This is a genomic window from Streptomyces kryoterrae (genome assembly GCF_054072135.1).
In genome coordinates this window covers 8,574,696-8,592,844 of sequence record NZ_CM133358.1, presented here as the reverse complement: position 1 = coordinate 8,592,844, position 18,149 = coordinate 8,574,696, and the positions used below count along the sequence as shown (strand labels likewise).

The window sequence follows — 18,149 nt, the reverse complement described above, 5'->3', positions numbered from 1 at the left end:
AAAAGCTCCGGCTCTCGGGCGGTATGCCCAAGAGCCGGAGCTATAAAAGGAGTTCGGCGGTGTCCTACTCTCCCACAGGGTCCCCCCTGCAGTACCATCGGCGCTGTGAGGCTTAGCTTCCGGGTTCGGAATGTAACCGGGCGTTTCCCTCACGCTATGACCACCGAAACACGGTGAAACACATATCAACCGCACCACCCCCGTGACCAGACAAAGGGGTGGGGTTGTTCGTGGTTTCAGAACCAACACAGTGGACGCGAGCAACTGAGGACAAGCCCTCGGCCTATTAGTACCAGTCACCTCCACCCGTTACCGGGCTTCCAGATCTGGCCTATCAACCCAGTCGTCTACTGGGAGCCTTACCCCATCTAGTGGGTGGGAACACTCATCTCGAAGCAGGCTTCCCGCTTAGATGCTTTCAGCGGTTATCCCTCCCGAACGTAGCCAACCAGCCATGCCCTTGGCAGGACAACTGGCACACCAGAGGTTCGTCCGTCCCGGTCCTCTCGTACTAGGGACAGCCCTTCTCAATGTTCCTGCGCGCGCAGCGGATAGGGACCGAACTGTCTCACGACGTTCTAAACCCAGCTCGCGTACCGCTTTAATGGGCGAACAGCCCAACCCTTGGGACCGACTCCAGCCCCAGGATGCGACGAGCCGACATCGAGGTGCCAAACCATCCCGTCGATATGGACTCTTGGGGAAGATCAGCCTGTTATCCCCGGGGTACCTTTTATCCGTTGAGCGACGGCGCTTCCACAAGCCACCGCCGGATCACTAGTCCCGACTTTCGTCCCTGCTCGACCCGTCGGTCTCACAGTCAAGCTCCCTTGTGCACTTACACTCAACACCTGATTGCCAACCAGGCTGAGGGAACCTTTGGGCGCCTCCGTTACTCTTTAGGAGGCAACCGCCCCAGTTAAACTACCCATCAGACACTGTCCCTGATCCGGATCACGGACCCAGGTTAGACATCCAGCACGACCAGACTGGTATTTCAACGACGACTCCACAAACACTGGCGTGCCCGCTTCAAAGTCTCCCAGCTATCCTACACAAGCCGAACCGAACACCAATATCAAACTATAGTAAAGGTCCCGGGGTCTTTCCGTCCTGCTGCGCGAAACGAGCATCTTTACTCGTAGTGCAATTTCACCGGGCCTATGGTTGAGACAGTCGAGAAGTCGTTACGCCATTCGTGCAGGTCGGAACTTACCCGACAAGGAATTTCGCTACCTTAGGATGGTTATAGTTACCACCGCCGTTTACTGGCGCTTAAGTTCTCAGCCTCGCACACCCGAAGGTGCACTAACCGGTCCCCTTAACGTTCCAGCACCGGGCAGGCGTCAGTCCGTATACATCGCCTTACGGCTTCGCACGGACCTGTGTTTTTAGTAAACAGTCGCTTCTCGCTGGTCTCTGCGGCCACCCCCAGCTCGAGGAGTAAATCCTCTCACCAGTGATGGCCCCCCTTCTCCCGAAGTTACGGGGGCATTTTGCCGAGTTCCTTAACCATAGTTCACCCGAACGCCTCGGTATTCTCTACCTGACCACCTGAGTCGGTTTAGGGTACGGGCCGCCATGAAACTCGCTAGAGGCTTTTCTCGACAGCATAGGATCATCCACTTCACCACAATCGGCTCGGCATCAGGTCTCAGCCTTGATGTGCGACGGATTTACCTGTCACACGGCCTACACCCTTACCCCGGGACTACCACCGCCCGGGATGGACTACCTTCCTGCGTCACCCCATCACTCACCTACTGCAGATCTGGTCCGTCGGCTCCACCACTCCCCCTTGCCCGAAGGCTCCGGGGCGGCTTCACGGACTTAGCATCGCCTGGTTCAATGTTTGACGCTTCACAGCGGGTACCGGAATATCAACCGGTTATCCATCGACTACGCCTGTCGGCCTCGCCTTAGGTCCCGACTTACCCTGGGCAGATCAGCTTGACCCAGGAACCCTTAGTCAATCGGCGCACACGTTTCCCACGTGTGTATCGCTACTCATGCCTGCATTCTCACTCGTGAACCGTCCACCACTAGCTTCCGCTGCGGCTTCACCCGGCACACGACGCTCCCCTACCCATCCCAGCCGCCGTTGGGCGTATATGCTGAAATGACACGACTTCGGCGGTACGCTTGAGCCCCGCTACATTGTCGGCGCGGAATCACTAGACCAGTGAGCTATTACGCACTCTTTCAAGGGTGGCTGCTTCTAAGCCAACCTCCTGGTTGTCTGTGCGACTCCACATCCTTTCCCACTTAGCGTACGCTTAGGGGCCTTAGTCGATGCTCTGGGCTGTTTCCCTCTCGACCATGGAGCTTATCCCCCACAGTCTCACTGCCGTGCTCTCACTTACCGGCATTCGGAGTTTGGCTAAGGTCAGTAACCCGGTAGGGCCCATCGCCTATCCAGTGCTCTACCTCCGGCAAGAAACACACGACGCTGCACCTAAATGCATTTCGGGGAGAACCAGCTATCACGGAGTTTGATTGGCCTTTCACCCCTAACCACAGGTCATCCCCCAGGTTTTCAACCCTGGTGGGTTCGGTCCTCCACGAAGTCTTACCTCCGCTTCAACCTGCCCATGGCTAGATCACTCCGCTTCGGGTCTTGAGCGCGCTACTAAAACGCCCTATTCGGACTCGCTTTCGCTACGGCTTCCCCACACGGGTTAACCTCGCAACACACCGCAAACTCGCAGGCTCATTCTTCAAAAGGCACGCAGTCACGACCCACCAAGTAAACTTGATGAGCGACGCTCCCACGGCTTGTAGGCACACGGTTTCAGGTACTATTTCACTCCGCTCCCGCGGTACTTTTCACCATTCCCTCACGGTACTATCCGCTATCGGTCACCAGGGAATATTTAGGCTTAACGGGTGGTCCCGCCAGATTCACACGGGATTTCTCGGGCCCCGTGCTACTTGGGTGTCTCTCAAACGAGCCGTTGATGTTTCGACTACGGGGGTCTTACCCTCTACGCCGGACCTTTCGCATGTCCTTCGCCTACATCAACGGTTTCTGACTCGTCTCACGGCCGGCAGACCATGAAAGAGAGATCCCACAACCCCGTATACGCAACCCCTGCCGGGTCTCACACGCATACGGTTTGGCCTCATCCGGTTTCGCTCGCCACTACTCCCGGAATCACGGTTGTTTTCTCTTCCTGCGGGTACTGAGATGTTTCACTTCCCCGCGTTCCCTCCACACACCCTATGTGTTCAGATGTGGGTGACAGCCCATGACGACTGCCGGGTTTCCCCATTCGGAAACCCCCGGATCAAAGCCTGGTTGACGACTCCCCGGGGACTATCGTGGCCTCCCACGTCCTTCATCGGTTCCTGGTGCCAAGGCATCCACCGTGCGCCCTTAAAAACTTGGCCACAGATGCTCGCGTCCACTGTGCAGTTCTCAAACAACGACCAACCACCCACCACCCCACCCTTACAGGCGAGTTCACTGGGGCCGGCACTGAAGGCGACCAGACAAGCCGGCCGTACCCTCAGACACCCAACAGCGTGCCCGGCCCTCCCACCACTCAGATCAGCTTTCCACGCCCCGAAGGACAGTACTCACAGCCTGAGATGACTGAAGATGCCGAATAATCAACGTTCCACCCATGAGCAACCACCGCCGGACAGATGCCGACGTAATGGCCCTGGGCCACCAGACAATGTCTGGCGGCCTAGATGCTCCTTAGAAAGGAGGTGATCCAGCCGCACCTTCCGGTACGGCTACCTTGTTACGACTTCGTCCCAATCGCCAGTCCCACCTTCGACAGCTCCCTCCCCGTGAGGGGTTGGGCCACCGGCTTCGGGTGTTACCGACTTTCGTGACGTGACGGGCGGTGTGTACAAGGCCCGGGAACGTATTCACCGCAGCAATGCTGATCTGCGATTACTAGCAACTCCGACTTCATGGGGTCGAGTTGCAGACCCCAATCCGAACTGAGACCGGCTTTTTGAGATTCGCTCCGCCTCACGGCATCGCAGCTCATTGTACCGGCCATTGTAGCACGTGTGCAGCCCAAGACATAAGGGGCATGATGACTTGACGTCGTCCCCACCTTCCTCCGAGTTGACCCCGGCAGTCTCCTGTGAGTCCCCATCACCCCGAAGGGCATGCTGGCAACACAGAACAAGGGTTGCGCTCGTTGCGGGACTTAACCCAACATCTCACGACACGAGCTGACGACAGCCATGCACCACCTGTACACCGACCACAAGGGGGGCACCATCTCTGATGCTTTCCGGCGTATGTCAAGCCTTGGTAAGGTTCTTCGCGTTGCGTCGAATTAAGCCACATGCTCCGCTGCTTGTGCGGGCCCCCGTCAATTCCTTTGAGTTTTAGCCTTGCGGCCGTACTCCCCAGGCGGGGAACTTAATGCGTTAGCTGCGGCACCGACGACGTGGAATGTCGCCAACACCTAGTTCCCACCGTTTACGGCGTGGACTACCAGGGTATCTAATCCTGTTCGCTCCCCACGCTTTCGCTCCTCAGCGTCAGTAATGGCCCAGAGATCCGCCTTCGCCACCGGTGTTCCTCCTGATATCTGCGCATTTCACCGCTACACCAGGAATTCCGATCTCCCCTACCACACTCTAGTCTGCCCGTATCGAATGCAGACCCGGGGTTAAGCCCCGGGCTTTCACATCCGACGCGACAGACCGCCTACGAGCTCTTTACGCCCAATAATTCCGGACAACGCTTGCGCCCTACGTATTACCGCGGCTGCTGGCACGTAGTTAGCCGGCGCTTCTTCTGCAGGTACCGTCACTTTCGCTTCTTCCCTGCTGAAAGAGGTTTACAACCCGAAGGCCGTCATCCCTCACGCGGCGTCGCTGCATCAGGCTTTCGCCCATTGTGCAATATTCCCCACTGCTGCCTCCCGTAGGAGTCTGGGCCGTGTCTCAGTCCCAGTGTGGCCGGTCGCCCTCTCAGGCCGGCTACCCGTCGTCGCCTTGGTGAGCCACTACCTCACCAACAAGCTGATAGGCCGCGGGCTCATCCTTCACCGCCGGAGCTTTTAACCCCCACAGATGCCTGCAGGAGTATTATCCGGTATTAGACCCCGTTTCCAGGGCTTGTCCCAGAGTGAAGGGCAGATTGCCCACGTGTTACTCACCCGTTCGCCACTAATCCCCCACCGAAGCGGGTTCATCGTTCGACTTGCATGTGTTAAGCACGCCGCCAGCGTTCGTCCTGAGCCAGGATCAAACTCTCCGTGAATGTCAACCCGTAATCGGGTCACACCACGAGAGCGGAACAGTCAGGCGGAATAAGCCCGACCGTTCACAGCGTCCTCGCTGTGTTTACTACTTCAAAGGAACCTCAACCCACAGACAGACGCCTGTGAGCCGGGGTATCAACAAACTTGGCGTTGATTTTTGGCACGCTGTTGAGTTCTCAAGGAACGGACGCTTCCTTCGTACTCACCCAAGAAACTCTCTCGGGCTTTCCTCCGGGCGCTTCCCTTCGGTGTTTCAAACTCTATCAGTGATTTTCCGTCCCCCTGACCACCGTTCCGCAAACATGCGAAAGGAGACCCCGGGATAGGATCTGACAAGTTGAATGCTGCCAGGCAAGGACAGTTGATCGCGTCACTCAGCCTCAGGCAGGAGAACGACTGTACACGGGGCATCAGAGCAGGCGCAAATTGATTGCCTGGTGCTCCAGGGGCGCCAACCGCCGTCTCTCGCACGGAACCGGCACTTCATATGACATACGCTGCTCAACAGTGTGCCGTCCGGGAACAGACAGTGACGGCCCGTATGAATCTCCATCCCCGGGAGGCTTCCCTTGACCACCGTGACGTCCCCCCTTGCAGGACGCGCCATCGGACTGGCTGCCGTGCCGGATCCGGTCTTCTCCGGGGCCATGGTCGGCCCCGGCACCGCGATCGACCCTGTGCGTGAGCCCTCGGAGGCCGTCGCCCCCGTGGCCGGCGTCATCGTCTCGCTCCACCCGCACGCCTTCGTCGTCGTTGACGACGAAGGCCACGGTGTGCTCACTCACCTCGGCATCGACACCGTGCAGCTCAATGGCGAGGGCTTCGAGTTGCTCGTCAACAAGGGCGACACCGTGACGCGTGGTCAGAGCGTGGTGCGCTGGAACCCCGCCGCCGTGGAAGCCGCCGGCAAGTCCCCGGTGTGCCCGATCGTGGCGCTCGACGCCACGGCCGGTTCCCTCTCCGATCTCGTTGAAGGCGGCACGGTGAAGGCCGGTGACAGCCTCTTCGGGTGGCAGTGACGGCAGCGCCCGTTCCAATGACGGCAAGCAGGAAAACCACTGCGGCGGCGGGACCCGCCGCGCTAACGGAGACGGTGAGATGGTGACAACGCTGCGAGGCGTCGGCGTGAGCCACGGTGTGGCGATCGGCGAAGTTCGGCACATGGGAACGGCGGTACTCGAACCGCCTGCCAAGCAGATCCCGGCAGAGGATGCGGAGCGTGAACAGGCGCGTGCCCGGCAGGCCGTGGATGCTGTGGCGGCGGACCTGAACGCACGGGGCAATCTGGCGGGCGGCGAGGCCCAGGCAGTTCTCGAGGCACAGGCCATGATGGCCCAGGACCCCGAACTGATGGCGGACGTGGACCGGCGTATCGCGGTCGGGAGTACTGCCGAGCGCGCTGTGTACGACGCGTTCGCCTCGTATCGCGCTCTCCTGGCCGGTGCCGGCGAGTACCTCGCTGGTCGTGTGGCCGACCTCGACGATGTGCGGAATCGTATCGTCGCCCGGCTGCTCGGGGTGCCCATGCCCGGTGTCCCCGACAGCGACGAGCCCTACGTCCTTATTGCTCGTGATCTCGCTCCTGCCGATACCGCGCTGCTGGATCCGACTCTGGTGCTCGGCTTCGTCACCGAGGAGGGCGGGCCGACCAGTCACAGCGCGATCCTGGCCAGGGCCCTCGGTGTCCCCGCTGTGGTGGCGTTGCCCGGTGCGGGTGAGCTCGCCGAGGGCACCGTGATCGCGGTGGACGGCAGCACGGGGGAAATCTTCGTCGAACCCAGTGCGGAGAAGAAGGCGCAGTTGCAGGCGGCTGCCGCCCAGCGCAGGGCAGCGCTGTCCGCCTCGACCGGGCCGGGTGCTACTTCGGACGGCCACAAGGTCCCGTTGCTGGCGAACGTCGGCGGGCCCGCGGACGTACCGGCTGCCGTCGAGGCCGGGGCCGAGGGTGTCGGTCTCTTCCGTACCGAGTTCCTTTTTCTTGACGACAGTAAGAACGCGCCGTCCGAGGCGAAGCAGGTCGAGGCATACCGGCAGGTTCTCGAGGCCTTTCCCGAGGGGCGCGTCGTCGTTCGGGTGCTCGACGCGGGCGCCGACAAGCCGCTGGACTTCCTGACGCCGGCCGACGAGCCGAACCCTGCTCTGGGTGTGCGTGGTCTTCGGAGCCTGCTCGACCACCCCGATGTGCTGCGCACCCAGCTGACGGCGCTCGCGAAAGCCGCGGAGGGGCTGCCTGTCCACCTCGAGGTCATGGCTCCGATGGTCGCGGACCGTGCCGACGCCAAGGCGTTCGCGGACGCGTGCCGTGCGGCCGGCCTGCGGGCGAAGTTCGGTGCCATGGTGGAGATTCCGTCGGCCGCGCTGCGGGCGCGCTCGATCCTGCAGGAGGTCGAGTTCCTGTCCTTGGGAACCAACGACCTCGCGCAGTACACCTTCGCCGCCGACCGTCAGGTGGGTGCGGTTTCTCGTCTGCAGGATCCGTGGCAGCCCGCGCTGCTCGACCTGGTCGCGCTGTCCGCCGACGCGGCGAGGGCCGAGGGCAAGAGCTGTGGTGTCTGTGGTGAGGCGGCGTCGGACCCGTTGCTGGCGTGTGTGCTGATCGGTCTGGGTGTCACCTCCCTTTCCATGGGCGCGGCTTCGATTCCTTACGTACGGACGTCGCTGGCCAAGTACACGCTGGCGCAGTGTGAGCGGGCCGCCGCAGCGGCCCGGGCTGCGGACAGCGCCGACGAGGCTCGCGACGCTGCTCAGGCGGTGCTGTCGGGCGAGTAACTGTCGGTCGACCCGCGTCTCGTCGGGCGAGGGGCGTTCCACTTCGTGTGGGGCGCCCCTCGCCCGCGCTCGTTCAGTGAGCGTGGCCCGTCGTGGGGTTTTCTTCTCCGAGGTCGGGGGGTGTGCAGTAGTCGACGTCCGGTTCCGGGGAGATGAGGTCGCCTGATTCGGCGTCGGTGCAGTAGGCGTCGAAGACCTCGCCGGCGGTCAGCGGTTCGACACCGTTGCCGCGCAGGTGCCAGCCGTAGATGCGGTCGGTGGCGCCGGGGGTGGTGGTGCGCATGACGAGCCCACCTGGGCTCTGGGTGGCGAGGCCGAGAGCCAGGACCGTGGTGAATTCGAGGGCTTCGGCCTGGTCTAGTTCTGTGTCGCCCTCGCTGTCGTCGTCCGCGTGGAGAACGGCGACGAGTGTTTCGGCCGGGGTCGTCACACTGCAGACGAGGTGCCTGTTTCCTTGCGGAGCGGTGTCGAGGATGCGGACGAGAAGGTTCGAGGCATGGGCGAAGGCTGCGCGTCCGATGTCCTCACCGCAGGATGCGCAGGCGCCGATTCGTGCCAGGAGTGTGGCGGCGTACTCCCAGGTGGCCTGTCGGACGGCCTCGTCGACCAGGTGCGGAAGCAGTTCTGCGAGAGGTTGGCCGTCGTACGCAACGGTCGGGCCCGTGGTGGCGAGTTCTGCTGTGAAGCGGGTGCGGCTGGACGGGGCGTCCGGGGCGAGGCCGGTGGAGACGCAGAATTCGGCGTACTCCTCGGGGTCGAAGAGCGCGACGGTGGTGTGGTTGCCCTGGGCGGCAAGGCTCTTCAGAAGAGCTTCCACCTCGCGGAGGTAGGCCGTGTGGCTTTGGAAGGTGAAGGTGCGGTAGCGCCGCATCGCCCGGAAGTCGTGCTCATCGGTGAGCAGGCCGATGGTGCCCGCGATTTCGCGGCGCAGAGCGCGCCGCATGGTCGGGTGGCCGGTGTTAGCCATGGTTTCCCCCTGTGTGCAGTCGATCAATTCTCACTCACAGTAATGGGAGCCACTGACAATGCCTTTCGGGTCAGGCGGTCGCGAACGAGTTGGTGTTGAATTACGCAGGTCACAGCGATGTCGACGCCAGGGCCGGTCTAGCCGAGAGGGCCGGTGGCGATAGCCGCGGTGACGGTTAGTAACCGATGGTGCGCTGGACGGCTTGCGCGAGTCCATGAACCCCGAGGTACGCGCCCTGGGCGGTGTCGGAGCGAGGGCCGCCGAGAGTTCCAGGAGACGGTGGCGTGGAGCATCGCGGCAAGGGTGAACGCGGCGGCCGAGACCGTGAGGAACAGCGTCGCGGAGGAAGCCGTTCCGGCTGTGTGCGGCCCGTTGCCGACAGCCCCATCGTGATGCCTGGTGGTGGCGCCGAAGCGGGCCAGGGGTGTCCCGGACCGACTGCACGACTCGGCCGGGGTCACCCGGATCCCCGGCTGGTGCCGCCCGCGCCTCTCTCCTGGTGCCCGGTCGCAACGCGCGACGCCCCGGGTGTCGCGGTTGGGACACGTCGTCCGGGAGTGGCTCGGACCCGACGGAGCACGTGGCCTTCGCCACGCAGCGCTGGATCTGATCGGGGGGCTGCTGTCGGTGGAGCTGCGACCCGGCGATGCGGTGGCCATGGAGGACCCTGGCTACCACCATCTGCTGATCTGGTGACCGCGTTGGGGCTGCGGAACCTCCCCGTCGCGGTGGTGGATGACCGGGGATTGATCCCTAAGGCTCTGCGAGAGGCGCTGCGGGCGGGTGTGCGGGCCGTTGTGTGCAGTCCGCGAGCGCAGAATCCGCGCGGCGGGTGCTTCTCGGCGGCGCGCCGGGACGCGCTTGTCGCGGTGTTCCGGGAGGGGCCGGAGGTTCTGGTGGTGGAGAACCATCACGTGTCCGCCGTCACGGACGCTCCTTTGTACACGCTGACCTCGGGTGGACTGGCCCGGTGGGTACACGTCCGCACGGTGAGCAAGTTCCTCGGGACCGACCTGCGGTGGGCCGCGGCGGCTTGTGACCCGACCACACCGGCCCGGCACGACGGACGGATGCTGCTGACGTCCGGCTGGGTCAGTCATCTGCTCCGGGAGACCCTGTACGGACTGATGACGGACGACAGCACGCGCGCGTTGGTCGCGCGTGCGCGAGAAACGTACTCGCTGCGGCGGACCGCTCCTGCGGGAGCTCGAACGGCATGGGATCCCGGCGCAGGGAGCGAGCGGGATGAACGTCTGGGTGCCCGTGCCGGACGAATCCGCGGTGGTGAGCGGGCTGCGGTCGTACGGCTGATGGGTGGCGGCCGGGGCGCGTGTCCGGCGCGTGTCCGGGCCGGCGGTGCGGATCGCGGTGGCCGACCTCCAGTCTGCCGTCGCGGCGCGCCGGCCTCGGACTTCGCCGGCGTGCGGGTCGAGTCCGAGGCCACCTCCGGTGGCTGACCGTGTTACGGGACGCCTGTCAGGCGCGTTTGCGGGCCAGCTCTTCGTAGAAGTGCAGCAGGTCGAGGTTGTCGATGGAGCCGGGGTTGACGGCCTTCTCCAGGGGGCTGCCCTGGAGAAGGCGCTTCACCGGGACCTCGATGCGTTTGCCGGTGAGCGTGTGCGGAACTCCGGGGACCTCGATGACCTCGTCGGGGACGTGGCGCGGGGAGAGCTGTTCGCGGATGGTCTGTTTGATGCGGTTGAGCAGGGCCTCGTCGAGGACGGCACCTGGCGCGAGGTGGACGAAGAGCGGCATCCAGTAACCGCCGTCGGGTTGCTCGACGCCGATGACGAGGGATTCCTTGATCTCAGGGAGGCGTTCGACGGCTTCGTAGATGTCGGCCGACCCCATGCGTACACCCTGGCGGTTGAGCGTGGAGTCGGAGCGGCCGTGGATGATCACGGAGCCGCGCGAGGTGAGAGTGATCCAGTCGCCGTGGCGCCACACTCCGGGATAGGTGTCGAAGTAGCTGTCGTGGTACCGGCTGCCGTCGGGGTCGTTCCAGAAGCGGACGGGCATGGACGGCATCGGGTTGGTGACCACGAGTTCGCCGACCTCGTCCACGAGGGGCCTTCCGCTCGGGTCCCAGGACTGGAGGTCGGTGCCCAGTCCTGGCGCCTGGAGTTCGCCGATGTGCACCGGGAGGGTCGGTACGGCTCCTGCGAAGCAGGAGCACACGTCCGTGCCGCCGCTGACCGAGGCGATCCACAGGCCGGCCCCGCTCGCCGCGAACTCGTCGTGCAGCCAGCGGAATCCGTCTGGGGGCAGCGGCGATCCGGTCGTGGCGACGCACTGCACCTTGGACAGGTCGAAATCCCGGGCCGGACGCACTTCGGCCTTGCGGCAGGCCATGACGTACGCCGCCGAGGTGCCGAAAAGGGTCGCCCCCGTACGTTCGGCGATCCGCCACTGGGCACCAGTGTCGGGGTAGCCGGGGCTGCCGTCGTAGAGGACGATCGTCGTGCCCGTCAGGAGGCCGGAGACAAGGAAGTTCCACATCATCCAGCCGGTCGACGTGTACCAGAAGAAGCGGTCCTCCGGCCCCAGGTCGCAGTGCAGGCCGAGTTGTTTGAGGTGCTCGACGAGGATGCCGCCCTGGGACTGGACGATCGCCTTGGGGAGCCCGGTCGTGCCCGAGGAGTAGAGCACCCACAGGGGGTGGTCGAAGGCGACCTGCTCGTAGGTGGGTGTCACATCGGCGGACGTGAGGGCGGACCATTCCAGGGCGCCTTCGGGGGGCTCGGTGCCCAGCAGCGGGATGTGGACGACGGCGCGCAGGGTGGGCAGTTCGCGGCGGAGTTCGGCGACCGTGTCACGGCGGTCGTGCTCCTTGCCTCCGTAGCGGTAGCCGTCGACGGTGAAGAGCACGACCGGTTCGACCTGCTGGAAGCGGTCGAGGACGCTGCGGGCACCGAAGTCGGGGGCGCAGGACGTCCATACACCGCCCACGGCGGCCGTGGCGAGCAGAGCGACCACAGCTTGTGGAACGTTCGGTAGATAGCCGCTCACGCGGTCTCCTGGGCGCACTCCGAGCGTACGCAGCTCGGCGGCGAGGGAGCCGACCTGGCGGCGCAGCTCGGACCAGGTCACCGGGCGGGGTTCGTGGGTCTCGTCGACGTACAGGAGAGCCGGTTCGTCCGCACGGGTGTCCGCGGCGCGCAGGGCGTGCTCGGCGTAGTTGAGCCTCGCCCCGGGGAACCACTGCGCGCCGGGCATCGAGCGATCGCCGAGCACGCGTGCGTAGGGCGTCGAGAAGCGCACGTCGAACCATTCGGTGACGGCTTGCCAGAACGTGTCGAGCTGGTCCACGGACCAGCCGTGCAGTGCCGCGTAGCCGCCGTCGGCTGGAGCTCCGTGCTGTTCGGCCGCCCACGCCTGGAACCTGGTGATCCGGGCCCGGGCGACGCGTTCTCTGTCGGGCTGCCAGAGGGGCGTGGGGTTGGTGGTGGACATGGGGCGGCTCCCGGACAGTGCTCGTGACACGGCTGACACGGACCATGCCATCTGATCGACTCCGGCACCAGGGTGCGCCGCGCGGGGGTCGTGTCGCGGAGATGAAGATGTGGTCCCTGCCAGGGTGAACGGCTGCTGAACTATGCGCCTATCGGGTGAAGTCAGTGGCAGGCTGAACAGCATGGAAGGTCGTGACCTGGTGCGTTCGGTGAAGGCGGTCGGTTCGGCGGGGGCTGCCCAGGGGTTGCGTACCGTACGGGCCGCCTGGCGCCGGAGGCGGGCCGACGCCGCCGGGCTTCCGCCGCGGGGTGCCGAGCGCGCGCGGGTGCCCGGGCCCGTGCGAGAGGTCGAGCCGGGGCCCGGTGGTGGTGTCGTCCGGTTCGCGAGGTCCGAGCTGCGGATCGTTGTCGCCGTCAACGGGGCGCTCTTCTGGGGCTGGGACGGGGCCGGTCCCGAGCCGTCGTACGCGCTGGCCGGCCGCTGTCCGGAGCCGGATCCCCGTGCTTCGCTGGAGCCGGACACGGACGGTGGCTGGCGGGTCGTGGCCGAGCGGGTGACGGTCGTGGTCTCGCGGCACGGCGCGGTGGAGGTGCTCACACCCGGAGGGGTGAGCCTGCGACGGGAGCTGCCGCCCCGCTGGTGGGAGCCCGTCGGCGGCGGCACGAGCCGCTGGACGCAACGCTCCGAGGTGGCCGCGGACGCCCGGTTCTTCGGGCTCGGCGGGCGCGCCTCGGGACCGCGGTTGCGCGACGGAACGTACCGCCTGTGGAACACGGATCCCGGTCGCGCCTTCGGTTCCGGCGACGATCCGCTGTCCATCACCATGCCGGTCCAGTTGGTGGTGGCCGACGCGGCGACCCATCTGGTCTTCCAGGACACCACCTGGGACGGCACGGTGACGCTGCGGGAGGGCGCGGAGGGCGCGGGTTCGGGGCATGACCGGGCCGGCACGTCCGAGCTGCGGATGGACGGCGGGCCGCTGCGCTGCTGGATGATGGTGGGCACCCCCGCGCGCGTGCTGCACACCTGGGCCACGCTCACGGGTGCGCCCGCGCTCCCACCCTCGTGGGCGCTGGGCCACCACCACGCGTGCGGAGGTCTCGGCGGCGAGCAGGAGGTGCGGCGGATCGTCGCGGGCTATCAGGAGCACGATCTGCCGCTCGACGCGGTCCATCTCGGCACAGGCCACTTCGACGGGCACCAGGTGTTCACCGTCGACGAGGAACGGTTCCCGAAGCTACCGGCCCTCGCCGAGGATCTGCGGCGCGACGGCATACGACTGGTGTCGGTCGTCGGCCCCGCGGTCAGGGCCGAACCGGGCAACGCCGTGTACGACAGCGGGACCACCGAGGACGCGTTCGTGCGGGATGCGTCGGGGCACCTCGTACGGGGAGTCGCGTGGCCCGGGGACTCGGTCTACCCCGACTTCACGCACGCGCGTGTGCGTGCCTGGTGGGGCCGGCTGTACGAGGAGCGGCTCGGGCAGGGGTTCGCCGGTTTCTGGCACGACATGGACGAGCCCACGTCCTTCACCGCTTTCGGGGAGTCGACCCTGCCGCGTTCGGCCCGCCACGGACTGGAAGGGCGCGGCGGTGATCATCGCGAGGCGCACAACGTGTATGCCCTGTCCATGGCCCAGGCCGCCTACGAGGGGCTGCGTGAGCTGGCGCCGGAGGAGCGGCCGTTCATGTTCTCCCGCTCCGGCTGGGCCGGTATGCAGCGCTACGGAGGGGCGTGGTCCGGGGACGTGGCGACCGGCTGGCCGGGGCTGCGGGCGTCACTGTCGCTGGTCATGGGCCTCGGGCTGTGCGGGGTGCCTTACTCGGGCCCTGCTGCGGGCGGTTTCGACGGGAGCCCGTCGCCGGAGCTGTATCTGCGGTGGTTCCAGCTGGGAGCCTGTCTGCCGCTGTTCCGCACGCACGCGAGTCCCCGGACGGGGCGCGGGGAGCCCTGGGAGTTCGGTGCGGACGTCCTGGCACGCGCGCGCGTGGCACTCCTCGAACGCCGGCGCCTGCTGCCGTATTTCATGACGCTGGCGCATCTGGCGCGCCTGACGGGGGCGCCCTGTGTGAGGCCGCTGTGGTGGGGGGCGCCCGAGGAGCGCGCTCTGCGTGACTGCGAGGACGCCTTCCTGCTCGGTGACTGTCTTCTGGTGGCACCGGTGCTCGACCCGGGTGCGGACCAGCGGGTGGTGCGGCTGCCGCGCGGGCGCTGGTACGACACGGTGACGGAGCAGGCGTACGAGGGGCCTGGTCAGGTGCTGGTCGCCGCCCCCTTGTCGCGGATTCCGGTGCTCGCGCGCGCGGGCGCCGTCGTGCCCGTGCGGGGCGACGACGGCGGCCTGGAGCTGGAGGTGTGGGCGCCCGCCCGCGGACGTACCGGGGGCGGGCTGGTGGTGCGGGACGCGGGTGACGGGTGGGCGGAGCCCGAGGTCGAGCGGTACGTCACGCGCTGGGAGGGGCGTCGGGTGGTCGTCGAACGGGAGGGGGAGGACGGCGTGAGCGAGTCGCCCCGTCCTGTGCGCGTACGAGGACTCGACGGGCACTGAGCAGGCTCAGTATCGGCCCTCGAACCAGGCGCGTGCAGCCAGCGTGTGCAGCGGGAAGGCGAGCTCCTCAGGCCTGCGCAGAAGGTGCCAGCCGTCGGTCTCGTCCGTGGCCGCGGACCGCGGCAGTTGGTCGGCGGGGCGTTCGGGCAGGGTTCCGAAGAGCAGCAGGTGCCCGTCGGGCGAGCTCAGCGCGTCGACGAGCCGGACGTCGCGGCTCGCGGCCTCGATGCCTGTCTCCTCCCTGAGTTCACGGACAACGGCCTGCCGCCAGTCCTCGCGATGGTCGACGTACCCGCCGGGCAGGGCGGTGCCTCCGCGCGCGGGGGCGATGGTTCGGGTGATGACGACCAGGGCGGCGCCCTTGGTGTCGTACACGGGCTGGAGTGCCACCGCGACGGGCAGCGGGTTGCGGTAGGCCACGGTGCCACAGGCGGGGCAGGTGCGGGGCCAGCCGGAAACGCCCTCTCCGTAGGGCACTCCGCAGCTCGAACAGTGGGAGCCCGGCGCGGAGTTGTCGGTTGATAGTTGTTTTACGGACACGCCGCGGACTGTATCCGATCATGCGGACGAAGGCCTTCCGGGGGCGGGACCTCGCCGTGCGGCAGGGACGGCCGGAACCACCCCCGTGGACTCCGACCGCCCCTACCGATACGACGACGCACGCGGGGCGTGTGCGGTTCTGTGCGACGGCTGCCCAATCCGATGGGACCGTGCCACACTTCTGACGTTCCGTCAGATCCAGGTCTCTGGAGGGAATGTGGCACGCGTCCGTACACCTGTGGTCGCCGGGTGGTTCACCGAGGACGGGGACGGCTTCCGGCTCCTCGGCACCCGCTGTTCGGTCTGCGCCTCGGTCTTCTTCCCCCGCGAGGACGTCCACTGCCGCAATCCGGGCTGCCCGGGCGGCCGGTTGGACGAGGTGCCGCTGTCCCGGCGCGGGCACGTCTGGTCGTACACCGACAGCCGATACCGGCCTCCGTCACCGTATGTGACCGATCCGGAACTTCCGTGGGAACCGTACGCGTTGATCGCTGTGGAGCTGGAGTCCGAGCGGATGGTGGTACTGGGACAGGCGGTTCCCGGGGTCACCGTCGCCGATCTGACGGTGGGCATGGAGGTGGAGGTCGTCCCGGGGGTGCTCCATGAGGACGCGGAGACGACCTGGACGACCTGGCACTGGCGACCGACGGGGGCGATGAGATGACGGGAGAGGTGGCGGTGCTCGGCGTGGGTATGCACCCCTGGGGCAAGTGGGGGCGCGGCTTCACCGAGTACGGCACGGCCGCCGCGCGCGCGGCGCTCGCCGACGCGGGGGTCGACTGGCGGGACGTCGACTCGGTCGTCGGCGCGGACACCGTGCGCGGCGGCTATCCCGGGTATGTGGCGGGGGCGACGTTCGCCAAGGCGCTGGGCTGGCAGGGCGCCCGGGTGACCAGCGTGTACGCGGCGTGCGCGTCCGGGGCGCAGGCGGTCGCCGTCGCACGCGCGCAGATCCTCGCCGGGCTCGCGGAGGTGGTGCTCGTCGTGGGCGCGGACTCGGCACCGAAGGGGTTCTTCCGGCCGGCCGGCGGGAACCGGTCCGATGATCCGGACTGGCTGCGGTTCCGGGTCCTGGGGGCGACGAACCCGACGTACTTCGGGCTGTACGCGCGGCGGCGGATGTCCCTGCACGGCGACACCCTGGAGGACTTCGCGCAGGTCAAGGTGAAGAACGCGGCCCTGGGCGCCCTCAACCCGAACGCGCGCTACCGCAAGCGGGTCACCGCCGACGAGGTCGCCGCGTCCGCGGTGGTCGCCGATCCGCTTCGGCTGCTCGACATCTGCGCCACCTCGGACGGCGGGGCCGCGCTGGTGCTGACCGGCATGGAGTTCGCGCGCCGGCACGGGGTGGCGGAGCCGGTGCGGATCCGGGCGGTGTCCACGGTGACACCGCGGTACCCCACCACCGTGCTGGACCTGCCGGACATCGCCACGGACTCGGCGGCGACGGTGGAGCCGGCGGGCGGGTCCTTCCGGGCGTCGATCGCACGGGCCGCCTACGAGGAGGCGGGCATCGGCCCCGAGGACCTCTCTCTGGCCGAGGTCTACGACCTGTCCACGGCCCTGGAGCTGCAGTGGTACGAGGATCTGGGGCTGTGTGGTGAGGGCGAGGGGGCGAAGCTGCTGCGGGAGGGTGCGACGGCCCTGGGCGGGCGCATACCCGTCAACACCAGTGGCGGCCTCGCCTCCTTCGGAGAGGCCGTCCCCGCGCAGGCCATCGCCCAGGTGTGCGAGCTGACATGGCAACTGCGGGGCGACTCCGGTGACCGGCAGGTCGCGAGGGCCCGGGTGGGCATCACGGCCAACCAGGGCCTGTTCGGGCACGGTTCCTCCGTGGTCGCGGTGCGGTGAGGCGCAATAGGCGGGCAGGTCGCCCGCGGTGTGCGCCCGGCCGGGAATCGCCACGCTGGACGGACGGGCCACCCCGTTTGGCCTGTCGGCCGGTCGTCAGCCGGGGGTGCTGCTGCCGCTCCACGTCAACGTGTTCGTCGGCGGCGACCCGCCGCGCACGGTCGTCACCCGGTACAGGCGGTGCGTGGATCTCGCACGGCTGGTGGATCTCGTACGGGCGCTCACCGCAAGCCGGAGCGAGGGGGTGGCGGGGCTCGATCCGCTGACGCGGCTGCCCGGTTCGGGCGCGACCACCGGGTGGTGGACCAACGGATCGCGGACAGGCGGGCGTTCACGCCGGGCCGGCTGGACGTCGGCCACTTCGAACGGTTAACGACGTGCCCGTGACGAGTTGGGGCGAAGTCCCTCGACGGGGCAGGGTGCTCGGACGGGCGGGTGTGCCCGGGCACGGGATCCGGCCAGGTTCGGGGGTGGCAGCCGCCCAGGCGAGGTGAGGACGGCGGGACGACCGGCATCGACGGAGCAGCCGCCGTACGGCGACCGTCGGCGCGGCCCCGAGGTGCGAGCGCCTCAGCCATTGTCGTCGCCGACCTTGACGCCCACAGGACGTCGGAGAACACTTCCGGTGTCGGTCGGCATCGCCGCACATTCTCGGCGTATTCAGACAATGCGCCGTGCGGGCCCCGCTGAGCCACGGGCCTTCCCCTGCGCGCGATTCGGCTGTAGGCAGCACGCTCGTCACGGACGCCGGGTGGGCGCGGGAGATCCCCGCCCCCGGTGAAGT

Annotated in this window: 9 protein-coding genes and 3 rRNA genes; 6 read left to right on the top strand and 6 right to left on the bottom strand. The window is 66.6% G+C overall.

Annotated elements, in window-relative coordinates; genetic code table 11:
* Positions 1-51: 51 nt before the first annotated feature.
* From rrf to ACW4TU_RS38175, 3 genes are all read right to left on the bottom strand, one after another.
* Positions 52-168: ribosomal RNA gene (gene rrf, locus ACW4TU_RS38185) — 5S ribosomal RNA — on the bottom strand.
* 98 nt (positions 169-266) lie between these two features.
* Positions 267-3,390, bottom strand: a 23S ribosomal RNA gene (locus tag ACW4TU_RS38180).
* Between the two features lie 317 nt (positions 3,391-3,707).
* Positions 3,708-5,236 (bottom strand): 16S ribosomal RNA (locus tag ACW4TU_RS38175).
* The 16S, 23S and 5S rRNA genes sit together here, the layout of an rRNA operon.
* Positions 5,237-5,806: 570 nt before the next feature.
* Here ACW4TU_RS38175 and ACW4TU_RS38170 point away from each other — a divergent pair.
* Complete coding sequence (locus ACW4TU_RS38170; protein WP_457420943.1) at positions 5,807-6,256, top strand: PTS sugar transporter subunit IIA; 450 nt, start codon at positions 5,807-5,809, stop codon at positions 6,254-6,256.
* Between the two features lie 79 nt (positions 6,257-6,335).
* Positions 6,336-8,006: a phosphoenolpyruvate--protein phosphotransferase gene (gene ptsP / locus ACW4TU_RS38165; protein WP_457420941.1), complete on the top strand. Its 1,671-nt coding sequence runs from the start codon at positions 6,336-6,338 to the stop codon at positions 8,004-8,006.
* Between the two features lie 73 nt (positions 8,007-8,079).
* Here ptsP and ACW4TU_RS38160 read toward each other — a convergent pair whose 3' ends face one another.
* Positions 8,080-8,973 (bottom strand): hypothetical protein, encoded by an 894-nt coding sequence (locus tag ACW4TU_RS38160; RefSeq protein ID WP_457420940.1) that lies wholly within the window; start codon positions 8,971-8,973, stop codon positions 8,080-8,082.
* Between the two features lie 1,476 nt (positions 8,974-10,449).
* Positions 10,450-12,426 (bottom strand): acetoacetate--CoA ligase, encoded by a 1,977-nt coding sequence (locus ACW4TU_RS38155; protein ID WP_457420938.1) that lies wholly within the window; start codon positions 12,424-12,426, stop codon positions 10,450-10,452.
* Positions 12,427-12,607: 181 nt separating this feature from the next.
* Between ACW4TU_RS38155 and ACW4TU_RS38150 the strand changes: the two genes are divergently transcribed.
* Positions 12,608-14,974 carry a glycoside hydrolase family 31 protein gene (locus ACW4TU_RS38150; RefSeq protein WP_457420936.1) on the top strand — a complete coding sequence of 789 codons (2,367 nt, stop codon included), beginning with the start codon at positions 12,608-12,610 and terminating at the stop codon, positions 14,972-14,974.
* Positions 14,975-14,980: 6 nt separating this feature from the next.
* Here ACW4TU_RS38150 and ACW4TU_RS38145 read toward each other — a convergent pair whose 3' ends face one another.
* Positions 14,981-15,514 (bottom strand): NUDIX domain-containing protein, encoded by a 534-nt coding sequence (locus ACW4TU_RS38145; RefSeq protein WP_457420934.1) that lies wholly within the window; start codon positions 15,512-15,514, stop codon positions 14,981-14,983.
* A gap of 238 nt (positions 15,515-15,752) precedes the next feature.
* On the opposite strand from ACW4TU_RS38145, the gene ACW4TU_RS38140 reads away from it, so the two are divergent.
* The 3 genes from ACW4TU_RS38140 to ACW4TU_RS38130 are packed head-to-tail and all read left to right on the top strand — an operon-like array spanning position 15,753 to position 17,738.
* On the top strand, positions 15,753-16,178 hold the full coding sequence (locus tag ACW4TU_RS38140) for a Zn-ribbon domain-containing OB-fold protein (protein ID WP_457430528.1): 426 nt from the start codon (positions 15,753-15,755) through the stop codon (positions 16,176-16,178).
* Positions 16,175-17,365, top strand: a complete 1,191-nt coding sequence (locus ACW4TU_RS38135; protein ID WP_457420932.1) for a lipid-transfer protein — start codon at positions 16,175-16,177, stop codon at positions 17,363-17,365. Before ACW4TU_RS38140 ends, ACW4TU_RS38135 begins: the two co-directional genes overlap by 4 nt.
* A 28-nt stretch (positions 17,366-17,393) precedes the next feature.
* The gene (locus tag ACW4TU_RS38130; RefSeq protein WP_457420930.1) at positions 17,394-17,738 is read left to right on the top strand and encodes a hypothetical protein; all 345 of its coding nucleotides are present in this window, start codon (positions 17,394-17,396) and stop codon (positions 17,736-17,738) included.
* Positions 17,739-18,149 lie beyond the last annotated feature (411 nt).